Origin of the sequence: Allobosea sp. BE125 (genome assembly GCF_031456075.1) — a bacterium.
Classification (GTDB): Bacteria; Pseudomonadota; Alphaproteobacteria; order Rhizobiales; family Beijerinckiaceae; genus Allobosea.
Window position 1 is genome coordinate 235,165 of sequence record NZ_JAVDTY010000002.1, and the last position, 14,254, is coordinate 249,418.

General features: G+C 64.7%; 14 protein-coding genes. 6 read left to right on the plus strand and 8 right to left on the minus strand.

Features of this window, described 5'->3' with window-relative positions; translation table 11 throughout:
• Nucleotides 1–19 precede the first annotated feature (19 nt).
• Entirely contained in the window at nucleotides 20–856 is an 837-nt protein-coding gene (locus tag J2Y55_RS06420; protein ID WP_310149399.1) for an ABC transporter substrate-binding protein, read from the plus strand.
• A gap of 68 nt (nucleotides 857–924) precedes the next feature.
• Here J2Y55_RS06420 and J2Y55_RS06425 read toward each other — a convergent pair whose 3' ends face one another.
• Nucleotides 925–1,794 (minus strand): helix-turn-helix domain-containing protein, encoded by an 870-nt coding sequence (locus J2Y55_RS06425; RefSeq protein ID WP_310149404.1) that lies wholly within the window; start codon nucleotides 1,792–1,794, stop codon nucleotides 925–927.
• Between the two features lie 16 nt (nucleotides 1,795–1,810).
• Between J2Y55_RS06425 and J2Y55_RS06430 the strand changes: the two genes are divergently transcribed.
• On the plus strand, nucleotides 1,811–2,221 hold the full coding sequence (locus tag J2Y55_RS06430; RefSeq protein ID WP_310150646.1) for a DUF2000 family protein: 411 nt from the start codon (nucleotides 1,811–1,813) through the stop codon (nucleotides 2,219–2,221).
• A 17-nt stretch (nucleotides 2,222–2,238) separates the two neighbouring features.
• Here the strand turns inward: J2Y55_RS06430 and J2Y55_RS06435 are convergent, their stop codons facing one another.
• Nucleotides 2,239–2,544 (minus strand): hypothetical protein, encoded by a 306-nt coding sequence (locus J2Y55_RS06435; RefSeq protein WP_310149407.1) that lies wholly within the window; start codon nucleotides 2,542–2,544, stop codon nucleotides 2,239–2,241.
• Between the two features lie 6 nt (nucleotides 2,545–2,550).
• Nucleotides 2,551–3,561: a 1-aminocyclopropane-1-carboxylate deaminase gene (locus tag J2Y55_RS06440; protein ID WP_310149410.1), complete on the minus strand. Its 1,011-nt coding sequence runs from the start codon at nucleotides 3,559–3,561 to the stop codon at nucleotides 2,551–2,553.
• A 158-nt stretch (nucleotides 3,562–3,719) separates the two neighbouring features.
• Here J2Y55_RS06440 and J2Y55_RS06445 point away from each other — a divergent pair, with 158 nt between their 5' ends.
• A complete protein-coding gene (locus tag J2Y55_RS06445; protein ID WP_310149415.1) occupies nucleotides 3,720–4,184 on the plus strand; it encodes an Lrp/AsnC family transcriptional regulator in 465 nt (154 codons plus the stop codon).
• A gap of 18 nt (nucleotides 4,185–4,202) precedes the next feature.
• On the opposite strand, the gene urtE is transcribed toward J2Y55_RS06445, so the two are convergent.
• From urtE to urtA, 5 genes are all read right to left on the minus strand, one after another.
• Nucleotides 4,203–4,898 (minus strand): urea ABC transporter ATP-binding subunit UrtE, encoded by a 696-nt coding sequence (gene urtE / locus J2Y55_RS06450; protein ID WP_310149419.1) that lies wholly within the window; start codon nucleotides 4,896–4,898, stop codon nucleotides 4,203–4,205.
• A gap of 61 nt (nucleotides 4,899–4,959) precedes the next feature.
• Nucleotides 4,960–5,724, minus strand: coding sequence for an urea ABC transporter ATP-binding protein UrtD (gene urtD, locus J2Y55_RS06455; RefSeq protein ID WP_310149422.1), 765 nt, complete (start codon nucleotides 5,722–5,724; stop codon nucleotides 4,960–4,962).
• 5 nt (nucleotides 5,725–5,729) lie between these two features.
• Entirely contained in the window at nucleotides 5,730–6,872 is a 1,143-nt protein-coding gene (urtC, locus tag J2Y55_RS06460) for an urea ABC transporter permease subunit UrtC (protein WP_310149425.1), read from the minus strand.
• Nucleotides 6,869–8,482, minus strand: coding sequence for an urea ABC transporter permease subunit UrtB (gene urtB, locus J2Y55_RS06465; protein ID WP_310149428.1), 1,614 nt, complete (start codon nucleotides 8,480–8,482; stop codon nucleotides 6,869–6,871). The genes urtC and urtB overlap by 4 nt, the downstream gene beginning before the upstream one ends.
• A gap of 153 nt (nucleotides 8,483–8,635) precedes the next feature.
• Nucleotides 8,636–9,922, minus strand: coding sequence for an urea ABC transporter substrate-binding protein (gene urtA, locus J2Y55_RS06470; RefSeq protein ID WP_310149431.1), 1,287 nt, complete (start codon nucleotides 9,920–9,922; stop codon nucleotides 8,636–8,638).
• A 656-nt stretch (nucleotides 9,923–10,578) separates the two neighbouring features.
• Between urtA and rnr the strand changes: the two genes are divergently transcribed.
• From rnr to J2Y55_RS06485, 3 genes are read left to right on the plus strand one after another with little or no spacing between them, the layout of a single operon-like run.
• Complete coding sequence (rnr, locus tag J2Y55_RS06475; RefSeq protein ID WP_404978831.1) at nucleotides 10,579–12,897, plus strand: ribonuclease R; 2,319 nt, start codon at nucleotides 10,579–10,581, stop codon at nucleotides 12,895–12,897.
• Nucleotides 12,897–13,340, plus strand: coding sequence for a DUF983 domain-containing protein (locus J2Y55_RS06480; protein ID WP_310149435.1), 444 nt, complete (start codon nucleotides 12,897–12,899; stop codon nucleotides 13,338–13,340). The genes rnr and J2Y55_RS06480 overlap by 1 nt, the downstream gene beginning before the upstream one ends.
• Nucleotides 13,337–14,071: an NUDIX hydrolase gene (locus J2Y55_RS06485; protein WP_310149438.1), complete on the plus strand. Its 735-nt coding sequence runs from the start codon at nucleotides 13,337–13,339 to the stop codon at nucleotides 14,069–14,071. Before J2Y55_RS06480 ends, J2Y55_RS06485 begins: the two co-directional genes overlap by 4 nt.
• The last annotated feature ends 183 nt before the right edge of the window (nucleotides 14,072–14,254 follow it).

Below are 14,254 nucleotides of genomic sequence, written 5' to 3' on the forward strand. Positions count from 1 at the left end.
ACCGATCCGGAGGATTGCCATGACCCTGACGTCACGAAGCCTGCTCGCCGCTTTGGCGTTCTGCCTGCCCGCGGCGGTTTCCGCCCAGGAACTGCCGGCCCGGATCAAGAGCGCGGGCAAGATCATCGTCGCGACGCAGCCGAACTATCCGCCGATCATCTTCAAGGACCCGGCGACCAACACCCTGGCCGGGCTCGACATCGAAATCGGCGAAGCGATCGGCAAGGAACTCGGCGTCGCGATCGAGTGGCAGGAGACCGCCTTCGCGCAGATGCTGCCTTCGCTCCAGACGGGCCGCGTCGATATGGTCATGGCCGGCATGTCGGATAAGCCGGCGCGGCGCGAAACGGCCGATTTCATCGACTACTTCTCGTCGGGCGCGCAGTTCTACACCATCACGGCGCTGGCCCCGGGCCTGAAGACGATGGAGGATCTCTGCGGCAAGACGGTCGGCGCCAGCCGCGCGACGAGCTGGCTGGCCGAGATGGAAGCCTGGAGCAAGGAAAACTGCGTCGCCAAGGGCAAACCGGCGCTGACGATCGTCGGCACGGAAGGCTCGGTCGATGCCCGCACCCAGCTCAAGACCCAGCGCCTCCAGGCTGCCGTCCAGGGCAGCGAGGTGATGCCCTATTTCCTCAAGCTCGAGCCTAACACCTATGTGCCGATCGGCGCGCCCTTTACCGATGTGCGCGCCGGCATTCCCTTCGTGAAGACCACTGAGGGCAACCAGTTGCGCGACGCGGTCAAGGGCGCGCTCGACCGGCTCAAGGCCAAGGGCACCTATGACGCGATTTTCGTGAAATACGGTTTGCCCAGCAGTGCCTTGCCGAAGATCACGATCAACGAAGGCAAATAGGCCTGCAACGAAGGCAAATAGGTCTGCATAGTCGAACATCCGGAGGGAGAACGGCCCACGGCCGTCGCTCACTCCGGATGGCGATGCAGGTTGCGCCAGCGACCGGGCGTGACGCCGAAAGCCCGGCGGAACTGGCGTGTCAGATGGCTCTGGTCGGCGAAACCGCAGGCGGCCGCGATATCGGCGATTTCCAGCCCCGACCGCAGCATGGCGCGCGCCCGGTCGAGCCGGCGCATGACGAGATAATTATAAGGGCTCGTGCCGAAGCTCGCGCGGAAATGGCGGGCGAGCGCGAAACGGTCGAGCCCGGCGACGGCTTCCAGCTCTCCTGATGTGACGACCCGCTCCGCATGGGCGTCGAGAAACCGCCTGACGCGCTCCGAAGCAGCCTGGGCATGGCGCGAGCCCATTGGGCGCGCGGCGGATGGGTCCAGCGCCAGCAAGGCCTCGGCCAACCCCAGGACGATGTCGTCGGCTTCCTCGGCCGCCAATGGCGCTTCGATCGCGCGCAAGCCGCGTGCGATCGCCCGGACGAGGCGCGGATCAGACGAAACGGCCGCCGAGATGAAGGGCAGCGTGCGGACCTCATCGCCCAGCGCCTCGCGCAGGAGCCGGGGCTCCAGATACAGCATGCGGTAGCGGAAGCCGGATTCGACGCCGGCACGGCCGTTATGGACCTCGTCCGGATGCAGGACGATCGCATTGCCCGCGCAGCTATCCTGCCGGCTGCCGCGGTAGTCGAAGCTCTGCACGCCGCTCAACGTCAGGCCCATCGCATAGGTGTCGTGCCTGTGCGGGTCATAAGCGTGGCCGGTGAAGAAGGCCTCGATCCGCTCGATGCCGTCAGAGCCCGGCCCCGCGCGCAGCCAGTCACCATGTGAGGGGCCGCACGATCGTTCAAGACCACCCGGCCCTGGCTCGCCTACCGATTGCGCCATGCCTTACGATACCAAGATCCGTTACGACACCAAGATCGCCATAGCGGTGCGCGAGGATCTCGCCACCTGGCAAAAGCTCAACGTCGCCAGCTTCCTCGCCGGCGGCCTTGTCGGAGCTTACCCCGAACTGAGGGGCGAGGACTACAACGATGCATCGGGCCGATTCTACGGCCCGCTGATCCGCCAGCCCGTCCTGATCTTCGCCGCGACCAGCGAGCAGCTCAGATCGATGCTCCAGCGGGCACAGCAGCGCGGCGTGCGGCCGCATCTCTACACGCAGGAGCTGTTCGCGACCGGCAATGATGGCGACAATCGCGCCGCCGTCGCCGCTGTCGCGACAGCGGCGCTCGATCTCGTCGGCCTGGCGGTCCATGCCGAGCGCAAGGAGGCCGACAAGATCACCAAGGGTCTGTCGCTTCACGACTGAAGCGACAGACCCTGGCCTCAGGGGAACATCATCGCCAAGGGCTCGATCGACCAGATCGGCTCGATCCACATCAATCGCGTCTTCACCCCGGCCGGAAAGGCCGGGTCGCCGCGCCAGCGCAGCATGACCGCCTGCGCCGTCTCTGCGCTCTTGAAGCCGAGCGCGATGACCTCGGAGACTGGCCGGCCACGCTCGTCGCGCTCCGTCCCGACGAAGTTGAGCCGGCCATCGCCCGACAGGGCGATGGGTCCGATCCGGTCAAGCAAGCCTGACCGGACGCCGGGCGCTTCGGAGGCGAATTCGAAGAAGACGACGGCTTCCATGGCGGCTCAGCCGTTGCGGAAGGTATAGCTGTAGCCATTGATCGCCGGCACGCCGCCAAGATGCGCGTAGAGCACCTTGGAGCCGGCAGGGAAGAAGCCCTTCTTCACCAGATCGATCATGCCCTGCATGGATTTTCCCTCATAGACGGGATCGGTCATCATGCCTTCAAGACGGGCAGAGAGGCGGATCGCCTCGATAGTCTCCTGCGAAGGCACGCCATAGACCGGATAGGCGTAGTCCTCGTTCAGGACGATATCCTCGTTGGTGATGTCCTTGCCGCCGACGAGGGCGGAGGTCTTCTGGGCGATATCGAGGACCTGGGCGCGCGTCTGGGCCGGCGTGAAGGAGGCGTCGATGCCGATGACGTTGCGCTGGCGGCCATCTTGGGCGAAGCCGACGACCATGCCGGCATGGGTCGAGCCAGTGACGGTGCAGACGATGATGTAGTCGAATTTGAAGCCGAGCTCGGCTTCCTGGGCCCGCACTTCCTCGGCGAAGCCGACATAGCCGAGACCACCGAATTTATGGACCGAGGCGCCGGCGGGAATCGCGTAGGGCTTGCCGCCCTTGGCCTTCACATCGGCGAGCGCCTTCTCCCAGCTTTCGCGGATGCCGATGTCGAAGCCCTCGTCGACGAGCTGGACTTCGGCGCCCATGACACGCGACATCAGGATATTGCCGACGCGGTCATAGACGGCGTCCTCATGCGGCACCCAGCTTTCCTGGATCAGGCGGCACTTCATGCCGATCTTGGCCGCGGTCGCGGCGACCATGCGGGTGTGGTTCGACTGCACGCCACCGATCGAAACCAGCGTATCGGCGTTGCTGGCGATGGCGTCGGGCACGATATATTCGAGCTTGCGCAGCTTGTTGCCGCCGAAGGCGAGGCCCGAATTGCAGTCCTCGCGCTTGGCGAAGATCTCGACATGGCCCCCGAGATGGGCGGACAGGCGCGACAGTTTCTCGATCGGCGTGGGGCCGAAGGTCAGCGGATAGCGCTCGAATTTGCTCAGCATGGCAGGTTCGTCTCCCTCGAAAATGATCGGGGAAAAATATCGAATCTCAGCTGAGACGTCCTTCCAAAGTGAGCGCTTGTTTTTCCTGAAGCTTCCGCGATTATCGGATCGCTACGCCATTGGTTCCGAAAATTGGCATAAAAACGGACGTTTCTTCCATGGCCGAGAAACTCGACAAAACCGACCTCAAAATCCTGCGCCTGCTGCAGGCGGATGGGCGGCTCGGCAATGCCGAGATCGCCAAACGGGTCAACACCAGCCCCGCCACCTGCCATCGGCGGATCCAGCGCCTGTTCAGCGAGGGTTATATTTCCTCGGTGCGCGCACAGGTCTCGCCGCAACATGTCGAGATGGGTACGCTGGCCTTCGTCGGCGTCGTGCTGGATCGCTCCACGCCCGAAAGCTTCGGCGACTTCGAGGCCGCCATCCGGAACATGCCCACTGTCCTCGATTGCCACATCGTCGCCGGCGATTTCGACTACTTCCTCAAGATCCGCGTCAGGGACATGGCCGATTTCAACAAGCTGCACGCCGACAAGCTGATCGCGCTGCCCGGTGTGCGGCAGACGCGGACCTTCTTCGTGATGAAGGAGGTCGTCGACAACGCCCCGCTCGCGTTTTGAGGACGCGCGGCCTCGCCGTCATACCTGGATCAATCGCTGGACCTGATTGGCGTCGAGCTCGGCCATCGGCCCCGACAGCACGACCTCGCCGCGCTCCATCACGAACATCGTGTCGGCAAGGTCGCGTGCGAAGTCGAAATATTGCTCGACCAGCACGATCGCCATGTCGCCCTTGGAGCGCAGATAATCGATCGCGCGGCCGATATCCTTGATGATCGAGGGCTGGATGCCCTCGGTTGGCTCGTCCAGCACCAGCAATTTGGGCCGGGTGACCAGCGCCCGCGCGATGGCGAGTTGCTGTTGCTGGCCACCCGAGAGGTCTCCACCGCGCCGCCCCAACATCGATTTCAGCACGGGGAATAGGTCAAACAGTTCGCCGGGAATGTGCCGCTCCTTGCGGGGCAAGGGCGCATAACCCGTCTCCAGATTTTCCTTCACGCTCAGCAGCGGGAACACCTCCCGCCCCTGCGGCACATAGGCGATGCCGGCGCGAGCGCGATCTTCGCTGCGCAGCTTCGAGATGTCCTCGCCGCCGAAGTTGATCTTGCCGCCCGAGATCGCCTGGTGGCCGACGATGGCGCGCATCAGCGAGGTCTTGCCAACGCCGTTGCGGCCCATCACACAGGTGACCTTGCCGATCTCGGCCGTGACCGAGACGCGGCGGAGCGCCTGGGCTGCACCGTAGTGGAGATCGATGGCGTCGACGCTCAGCATTGGTCAGCTTTCTGCCGCATGATCTGATCGGAAAACCGGTTCCCACTGTTCCCGATCATGCTCATCGTCCCAGATACACTTCGACGACGCGCTCATTGGCGCTGACCTGGTCGAGCGGGCCCTCGGCCAGAACCGAGCCTTCATGCAGCACGGTCACCTTCACGCCGAGTTCGCGGATGAAGCCCATGTCGTGCTCGACCACGATGACCGAATGATCCTTGGCGATCTCCTTGAGGAGGACGGCCGTCTCGGCCGTCTCGCCATCGGTCATGCCGGCGGCAGGCTCGTCGACCAGCAGGAGTTTCGGATCCTGCGCCAAGAGCATGCCGATCTCGAGCCACTGCTTCTGGCCGTGCGAGAGTGAGCCCGCGAGCCGGTTACGCGCTTCGCCGAGCTTGATGATGCCGAGGATGTCGTCGATGCGCTTGGCGTCCGCAGCCGCGGTCTTCCAGAACAGGGTCCTGGCCACCGTGCGCTTCGATTTCAGCGCCAGCAGGATGTTGTCCTCGATGGAGTGGAAATCGAACACCGTCGGCTTCTGGAATTTGCGACCGATGCCGAGATTGGCGATCGCCGCCTCGTCGAGCTTGGTCAGGTCGACGGAGCCGCCGAACATCACCGTGCCGACATCGGGCCGGGTCTTGCCGGTGATGATGTCCATCATGGTGGTCTTGCCGGCGCCGTTGGGGCCGATAATGGCGCGCATCTCGCCGGGCTCGATGGTCAGCGAAAGGCCGCGAATGGCCTTGAAGCCGTCGAAGGAGACGCTGACGCCGTCGAGATAGAGCAGCGAGGAGGTGAGTGCACCGGGAACGGGAGCGTTCATGTCGTTTACTCCGCCGGGGCCGGTTCGGCCGCTGGCGACGGCTCCGCAGGCGCCTTGCGCCGGATCCACCAATCCTGCGCCGTGCCCAGGATGCCCTTGGGCATGAACAAGGTGACGAAGACGAAGAGCGCGCCCAGCGCGAACAGCCAGTACGGCGCCATGAAGCCCGAGGTAAAGACGGTCTTGGCGTAGTTGACGACGACAGCCCCCAAGGCCGCGCCGACCAGCGTGCCGCGCCCGCCGACCGCGACCCAGATCACGGTCTCGATCGAGTTCGCCGGCGCGAATTCGCTGGGATTGATGATGCCGACCTGCGGCACGTAGAGCGCGCCGGCGACACCCGCCATGCAGGCCGAGATGGTGAAGACGAAGAGCTTGAAGCGATCGACCCGGTAGCCGAGGAAGCGGGTGCGGGATTCCGCATCGCGGATCGCGATCACCACCTTGCCGAGCTTCGACGAGACAATGCCGCGCGCGATCAGGAAGCCGGCGATCAGCATGACGCAAGTCATCGAGAACAGAGCCGCGCGCGTCGACTGCGCCTGGACGTTGAAGCCGACGATCTCCTTGAAGTCGGTCAGGCCGTTATTGCCGCCAAAGCCCATATCGTTGCGGAAAAAGGCCAGCAGCAGCGCATAGGTCAGCGCCTGGGTGATGATCGAGAGATAGACGCCCGTCACCCGTGAGCGGAAGGCGAACCAGCCGAAGACGAAGGCAAGCAGGCCCGGCACGGCCAGGACCATCAGCATGGCGAAAGGAAAGGAGGAGAAGCCGTACCAGTACCAGGGCAACTCGCTCCAGTTCAGGAAGACCATGAAATCGGGCAGGATCGGGTTGCCATAGGTTCCGCGCGAGCCGATCTGGCGCATCAGATACATGCCCATGGCGTAGCCGCCGAGCGCGAAGAAGGCGCCGTGGCCGAGGCTCAGGATGCCGCAATAGCCCCAGACCAGATCGAGCGAGATCGCCAGCAGCGCGTAGCAGAGATATTTGCCCCAGAGCGACATGGTCGAGGTCGGCACATGCAGGATCGAGCCCGGCGGCAGGAGCAGGTTGGCGAGCGGGACAAGAACCGCCAGCGCCACGAGCACGGCGAGGAAGACGAGGCCGCGCTTGTCCATGCCCTGGATGAGAAAGCGGGTGATCATGCTTCCACCGCCCTGCCCTTTTGCGCGAACAGGCCGCGCGGGCGTTTCTGGATGAACAGGATGATGAAGACGAGCAGCGCGATCTTGCCGAGCACCGCGCCGGCATAGGGCTCGAGCAGCTTGTTGGCGATGCCGAGCGTCATGGCGCCGACCAACGTGCCCCAGAGGTTGCCGACGCCGCCGAAGACCACGACCATGAAGCTGTCGATGATGTAGCTCTGGCCGAGATTGGGGCTGACATTGTCGATCTGCGAGAGCGCGACGCCGGCCAAGCCCGCCACGCCCGAGCCGAGCCCGAAGGTCAAGGCATCGACACGGCCCGTGCGAATGCCCATCGCCGAGGCCATGCGTCGGTTCTGGGTGACGGCGCGCATCTGCAGGCCGATCGGCGTCAGCTTCAGGATCGCCAGCAGAGCGGCGAACACCAAGGCCGCGAAGACGATGATCCAGAGCCGGTTCCAGGTGATGGCGAGCTGACCGATCTCGAAGGCGCCGGACATGAAATTGGGCGCGCCGACCTCGCGGTTCGTCGGGCCAAAGGCGGTGCGGACCGCCTGCTGCAGGATCAGGCTGATGCCCCAGGTTGCGAGCAGCGTCTCCAGCGGACGGCCATAGAGAAAGCGGATGACGCCGCGCTCGATCGCGATCCCGACGAGGCCGGCGACCAGGAAAGCCAACGGCACGGCGATCAACAAGGAGTAGTCGAACAGGCCGGGAAAGCGGGTCCGAATGATCTCCTGCACGATGAAAGTGGTGTAAGCCCCGAGCATCACCATCTCGCCATGGGCCATGTTGATCACGCCCATCACGCCGAAGGTGATGGCCAGCCCGATAGCCGCCAGCAACAGCACCGAGCCAAGCGAGAGCCCGTACCAGAGGTTTTGTCCGGCACGCCACAGCGCGAGCTTGCTCTCGATGGCTGAGACCGCGCGGCCTTGTGCCTCCCTCAGCCCTGCCGAGGAATCGCCCGGCAGGGAACGCAGGGTCGCCAGCGCATCCTGGTCGCCGCGTTCGCGCAGCACGTCGACGGCAGCGATCCTGTCAAAGGGCGGCGCGTCGGGTTTGGCGATGAGGATCGCGGCCTGGGCCTGACGCAGCACCGCCTTCGCCCGGGCATCGTTCTCCTTGGCGATGGCGCCTTCGAGCACCGGCAGCAAGGAAGCATCGCGCGACTTGAACACCGCCTCGGCAGCGGCGATGCGCTTGCCCGCATCGGGATTGAGCAACCCCAGACCGCCAAGAGCCGCCTGGATGGTACGGCGCACGCCGTTATTGAGACGCACTGCGCTCAAACCCGGAGGCTCGGAGGCAAGTGCAGCGCCGGTCTTGGCGTCAAGCAGTTTGCCGTCTTTGGTCTTCACGGCGACCGCACCGCCCCCAGCCAGAAGCCGACCATCGGCTAGAGCCTCAATGATGACAGCGGCCTGCGGATGAGCGTTCGCGATCAAAATCTCGATGGCGCGGTTGGTATCGGAGAAACTGTCGGCGCCGAGCCTGGTGAAGGCCTCGTCGGCGGCCTGGGGTGAACCTTGGGCTGAAGCAGCACCCGGCTGGAGCGCAAGCAGCGTCGCTAGCGCAATCATGCGCAGAAGGCAGGACACAAATCGCATGGGCTCGTTTCGGGTTCGCGGCTAGGTAGCTTGCTTGGCAGTGACGGACTTGGGTGGTGACGGACGCCCCCAGTTCGAACAAACGGGGGCGTCTCGCCGAATTCCAAGGGACGGCCGAGCCTTTTGGCCGTGCCGTCCCTCCCCCTCATGACCTCACGCGCCGCCGCACTTGCCGGTCTTGACGTTGAAGTTGCCGCACTTCTTTTCGACCCAGTCGCCGATCAGGTCCTTGGAGCCGTCGAGCTCCTTCGACCAGGCGTCGCCGGCGACGAGACCGGTCTTCGAGACCACGTCGAACTGGCCGTCAGCCTTGATCTCGCCGATCAGCACAGGCTTGGTGATGTGGTGGTTCGGGAGCATCTTGGAGATGCCGCCGGTCAGGTTCGGCGCCTCGATGCCGGGCAGCGCATCGATGACCTTGTCGGGATCGAAGCTCTTGGCCTTCTCGACCGCCTTGACCCACATGGCGAAGCCGATGACATGGGCTTCCATCGGATCGTTGGTGACGGCCTTGTCGTTCTTCTTGTAGGCCTTCCACTGCTTGATGAAGGCCTCGTTCTCCGGCGTCTTCACCGACTGGAAGTAGTTCCAGGCGGCGAGATGGCCGAGCAGCGGCTTGGTGTCGATACCGGCGAGTTCTTCCTCACCCACCGAGAAGGCCACGACCGGAATATCGGTCGCCTTGATGCCCTGGTTGCCGAGCTCCTTGTAGAACGGCACGTTGGCGTCGCCATTGATGGTCGAGACCACGGCGGTCTTCTTGCCGGCCGAGCCGAACTTCTTGATGTCGGACACGATCGTCTGCCAGTCGGAATGACCGAACGGCGTGTAGTTGATCATGATGTCCTCGGCCTTGACGCCCTTGGACTTGAGATAGGCCTCGAGAACCTTGTTGGTCGTGCGCGGATAGACATAGTCAGTGCCGGCGAGCACCCAGCGCTGAACCTTCTCCTCCTTGGCGAGATAATCGACCGCTGGGATCGCCTGCTGGTTCGGCGCCGCGCCGGTGTAGAAGACATTCCGCTCAGACTCTTCGCCCTCGTACTGGACGGGGTAGAACAGGATCGAATTCAGCTCCTTGAAGACCGGCAGCACGGATTTGCGCGACACCGAGGTCCAGCAGCCGAACACGGCCGAGACCTTGTCCTTGGCGATCAGCTCGCGCGCCTTCTCGGCGAAGAGCGGCCAGTTCGAGGCGGGGTCGACGACGACGGCCTCGAGCTTCTTGCCGAGCACGCCGCCCTTCTTATTCTGCTCGTCGATGAGCATGAGCATGACGTCCTTCAACGTCGTCTCGGAAATCGCCATCGTGCCCGAGAGCGAATGCAGGATGCCGACCTTGATGGTCTCCTGCGCTGCGGCCGGCAGGAGCGTCCCCAGAAAAGTGGCGCCTGCAAGTGCAGCGCCCAAAATAACGCGACGAGTATTGCTCACGGACATGTCCCCCGAACCAATCCTGTTGAATGCACCCTTGAGCGGGCGCCGAGAGGCCTCCCTGGCCCGGAGGAGCGGGCTCGCAAGCGACATGCCAACGAGCCTTTTGCGATGGTTGCGCCCGCAAAACTCTGCCGCAGAGGCAGCCTTTGCCGAATTTCCTGCCTGGAGAGGCTCCATATACGCAAGGATGATGCGAGAACGGCGTATTTGCCCATTTATTACGCAAATTTTCCGCCCATTTTTTTGGCAGACGATCCGAAGCGCTTCATTTTGCCGGCTGTCGCGGCATTTCGCCTGACAAAGGAAGCGCTTTTTTTGACATTTACGCCGGCCCGAGAATCGCCCTAGCCTGTCCTTGTCGGTAACAACTGAAAGGAGGTGATCCAGTGTCTCATTGTCATCAACCGCTGGTGCAAAGCGGGTGGACCTGGACTCATTCCCAATGGGGTTCTTGTTCCGCGTGAGTTTTCGCGCCTTTGGGTCCGGCTCGCCGGGCCGCGGTTCGACAATGGAAGGGCTGCCCGCAAGGGCGGCCCTTCTTTCATTGGGGATGCTTTCATTGGCGGATGCGGCGATACCGGTTCTGGCGTCGACGCAGCGCTCATGGCAGACAGGAGCCGTGCTTTCTTCGCCCTCCCCCGTTTTGACGAGCCGATATCGTGTCATCGCCCGTGCCTGAGCCGAGCCGTGAGGCGATCCTGGAGTTCATCGAGACCGAGCGTGCCGCCGGCCGCGATGCCAGCCGCCGCGAGATCGCGCGGGCCTTCGGGCTGTCCGGCAACGGCAAGATCTGGCTGAAGCGGCTGTTGAAGGAGATCCAGGAGGATCAGGCTGTCGACGCTCCCGGGAACGGCACGCTGGCCGCGCATCCGCGCGGCGCCTTGCCCCCCGTCCTGCTGAGCGAGATCAAGGCCAAGGATCGCGACGGCGACCTCGTCGCGGCCCCGCTGGAATGGAACGAGGCCGACCAGGGCGTGGCGCCGCGCATCCTGATCGAGCGAGCGCGCGAGTTCCGCGCCAAGCGCAATGCGGCTCCGGCAGCCGGTGTCGGCGATCAGGTCCTGCTCAAGCTGACCCGGTTGAAAGGCGTCGACGGCTTCACCTATTCCGGCCGCGTGCTGAAGATCATGGGCAAGGGCAAGGCCCAGGTGCTCGGCATCTTCCGCGCCCTGCCCGATGGCAGCGGGCGCCTGATCCCGATCGACAAGAAGGCGCAGGGCCGCGAGGCGCTGATCCCGAAGGGTCGCACGGCCGAGGCGCAGGATGGCGACCTCGTCTCCGTCACGCTGCGCAACGAGACGCGCTTCGGACCGTCCGAGGCGCATGTGCGCGAGCGCCTCGGCTCGATCAAATCGGAGCGCGCCGTCAGCCTGATCGCGATCCACGCCCATGGCATTCCCAACGTCTTCTCTCCGGCGACCCTTGCGGAGGCCGACGCCGTGCGCCCCGCGGGCACCGCCGGCCGCGAGGATTGGCGCGATCTGCCGCTGATCACGATCGACCCCGCCGATGCCAAGGACCATGACGACGCGGTCCATGCCGCCCCCGACGCCGACCCCGACAACCCCGGCGGCTATGTCGTCACCGTCGCCATCGCCGATGTCGCGGCCTATGTCCGGCCGGGCTCCAGCCTCGACCGCGAGGCGCTGGAGCGCGGTAATTCGGTCTATTTCCCCGACCGGGTCGTGCCGATGCTGCCGGAGCGGATTTCGAACGATCTCTGCTCGCTGCGTGGCGGCGAGGACCGGCCGGCTCTCGCAGTACGGCTGGTGCTGAAATCGGACGGCTCCAAGAAGACCCATTCCTTCCACCGCATCCTGATGCGCTCGGCCGCCAAGCTGTCCTACCAGCAGGCGCAGGCCGCGATCGACGGCAAGCCCGACGAGACCACCAGCCCGATCCGCAACACCATCCTGATGCCGCTCTGGGCCGCCTATGGCATCGCCTCCCGTGCTCGCGACGCGCGCCAGCCGCTCGATCTCGATTTGCCCGAGCGCAAGCTGGTGCTGAAACCCGACGGCGCGGTCGACCGCGTCATCGTGCCCGAGCGGCTGGCGGCGCATAAGCTGATCGAGGAGTTCATGATCCTCGCCAATGTCGCGGCCGCGGAAACCCTGGAGAAGGCCGGCAGCCTCTTGATCTACCGATGCCACGACGAGCCATCGCTGGAGAAGATGCGGGCGCTCAGTGAGGTGTTGGCCTCGATCGGCATCAAGCTGCCCAAGGAGGCTGCGCTCCGGCCGGTGCTGTTCAACCGCATCCTGGCCATGATCAAGGGCTCGGAGAACGAGCTCTTCCTCAACGAGGTCGTATTGCGGACACAGGCACAGGCCGAATATGTCGCCGAGAATTACGGGCATTTCGGCTTGAACCTGCGCCGCTACGCCCATTTCACCTCGCCGATCCGGCGCTATGCCGACCTTATCGTCCACCGCGCGCTGATCACCGCCATGCGAGCCGGAGATGACGGCCTGCCGAAAGCGACAACGCTCGCCGAATTGCGCGAGGTCTCGACCCGGATCTCGGCGGCCGAGCGCCGCGCCATGGCAGCCGAGCGCGAGACCACGGACCGCCTGATCGCGCATTTCCTGGCCGACCAGATCGGCTCCAGCTTCGACGGCCGGATCGGCGGCGTGAATCGGGCCGGCCTGTTCGTGAAGCTGGACGGCACCGGCGCCGACGGCTTCATCCCGGCCTCGACCTTGGGCGCCGACTATTATCGCTACGACGAAGCCGCCCACGCCATGATCGGCGAGCGCAGCGGCGAGAGCTGGCGCCTGGGCGACCGTGTGCATGTGCGCCTCGTCGAGGCCGCCCCGGTGGCAGGCGCCCTGCGCTTCGAATTGCTCTCCGAGGGCCGGCATGTGACACCGGGACGCTCTGGCAATCGCCCGGCACGGCCCCCTATATCAGGGCGCGCGAGGGCGAAACCGTCCTTCGGCAAGGCGGGCGGCAAGAAGCCCGGCAAGAGGCGCTGATGTCTGTTCAAATCAATCATGCGGTGGGGCGGCCGGTCGAACGCGACTGGCGCAGCGCCATCGGGCGCGGCCTGATGGGGCGCTGCCCGCATTGCGGCGAAGGCAAGCTGTTCCGCGCCTTCCTCAAGCCGGTCGATACCTGCGAGGCCTGCGGCGAGGCGATGCATCATCAGCGCGCCGATGACCTGCCGCCTTATATCGTCATCACCATCGTCGGCCATATCGTCGTCGGCGGCCTGCTGATGGCCGAGAAATACGCCAACTGGCCGATGTGGCTGCATATGACGATCTGGCCCGCGCTGGCGGTCCTGCTCAGCCTCGTGTTGATGCAGCCGGTGAAGGGCGGCGTGGTCGGCCTGCAATGGGCGATGCGCATGCATGGTTTCGACGGCGAGCCGCCGCGGCCGGAGCGCCAGCCCGCAGCCACGCTGCTGCGGCCGTGAGCGACCATGTCGTCACGCTGACGCAGGCCGAACGCGCGCGCGTCAAGGTCAATCTGCGCCCCAAGGATGCGGCGACGGTGCTGATCATCGACCGCTCGGCTAGGACGCCACGCGTCCTGATGGGCAAGCGCCATCCCGGCCATAAGTTCATGCCCGGGAAATTCGTCTTTCCCGGCGGCAGGATCGATCCGGAAGACCGCCGCATGACGGCGACCGGCGCGCTCGACCAGATCTGCGAAAACCGGCTGATGGCGCGTATGCAGCGCCCAAGCCCGATGAAGGCGCGAGCGCTGGCGCTGGCCGCCATTCGCGAGACCTTCGAGGAGACGGGCCTGCTCTTCGGCTCGAGCGAGCTCGGCACGCCCGAGAAGCCCCCGGCCGGCAGCTGGGCGGGCTTCGCCAGCCACGGCATTTTCCCCGACCTCAGCGCCATCACCTTCGTGGCCCGGGCCGTGACGCCGCCGCGCCGACCCAAGCGCTTCGACACGCGCTTCTTCACGATCGACTACGGCGCCCTCGCCGGGAAGATCGAGGGGGTAACGGGTCCCGATTCGGAATTGATCGAACTCGTCTGGGTGACATTCGCGGATGCGCAGAAGCTCGATCTGCCGACGATCACGCAGGTGATTCTGAAGGAAGTCGATGCGCGGCTGAGCGCGGGCTTCGCACCTTATCTGCCGGTTCCCTATTATTGGGAGAAGAACGGCCACTTCGTCCGCGAGGAGTTATAGAGACCAAACCCACCATCGCAGCGCCATGCTGCGCCGCATGACGCGACGAGGCGGAAACAGCCAGGCACGCGCCATTCTTTCTTGACTTCGCCGGCTCGTTGCGGCATTCCCCCAGCCGACGGTTTGCCGGGTCCGCCCGGCCATTTTCTTTTTATAGGGCCTCACCAGCCCCTCAGGCTCGAG

Bases quoted from the DNA above. Each gene is read 5' to 3' on its own strand.
- urtD (WP_310149422.1), bottom strand. From the start codon at position 5,724: ATGAACGCTCCCGTTCCCGGTGCACTCACCTCCTCGCTGCTCTATCTC.
- urtC (WP_310149425.1), bottom strand. From the start codon at position 6,872: ATGATCACCCGCTTTCTCATCCAGGGCATGGACAAGCGCGGCCTCGTC.
- urtB (WP_310149428.1), bottom strand. From the start codon at position 8,482: ATGCGATTTGTGTCCTGCCTTCTGCGCATGATTGCGCTAGCGACGCTG.
- J2Y55_RS06445 (WP_310149415.1), top strand. From the start codon at position 3,720: ATGGCCGAGAAACTCGACAAAACCGACCTCAAAATCCTGCGCCTGCTG.
- urtA (WP_310149431.1), bottom strand. From the start codon at position 9,922: ATGTCCGTGAGCAATACTCGTCGCGTTATTTTGGGCGCTGCACTTGCA.
- J2Y55_RS06440 (WP_310149410.1), bottom strand. From the start codon at position 3,561: ATGCTGAGCAAATTCGAGCGCTATCCGCTGACCTTCGGCCCCACGCCG.
- J2Y55_RS06425 (WP_310149404.1), bottom strand. From the start codon at position 1,794: ATGGCGCAATCGGTAGGCGAGCCAGGGCCGGGTGGTCTTGAACGATCG.
- urtE (WP_310149419.1), bottom strand. From the start codon at position 4,898: ATGCTGAGCGTCGACGCCATCGATCTCCACTACGGTGCAGCCCAGGCG.
- J2Y55_RS06435 (WP_310149407.1), bottom strand. From the start codon at position 2,544: ATGGAAGCCGTCGTCTTCTTCGAATTCGCCTCCGAAGCGCCCGGCGTC.
- J2Y55_RS06480 (WP_310149435.1), top strand. From the start codon at position 12,897: ATGTCTGTTCAAATCAATCATGCGGTGGGGCGGCCGGTCGAACGCGAC.
- J2Y55_RS06420 (WP_310149399.1), top strand. From the start codon at position 20: ATGACCCTGACGTCACGAAGCCTGCTCGCCGCTTTGGCGTTCTGCCTG.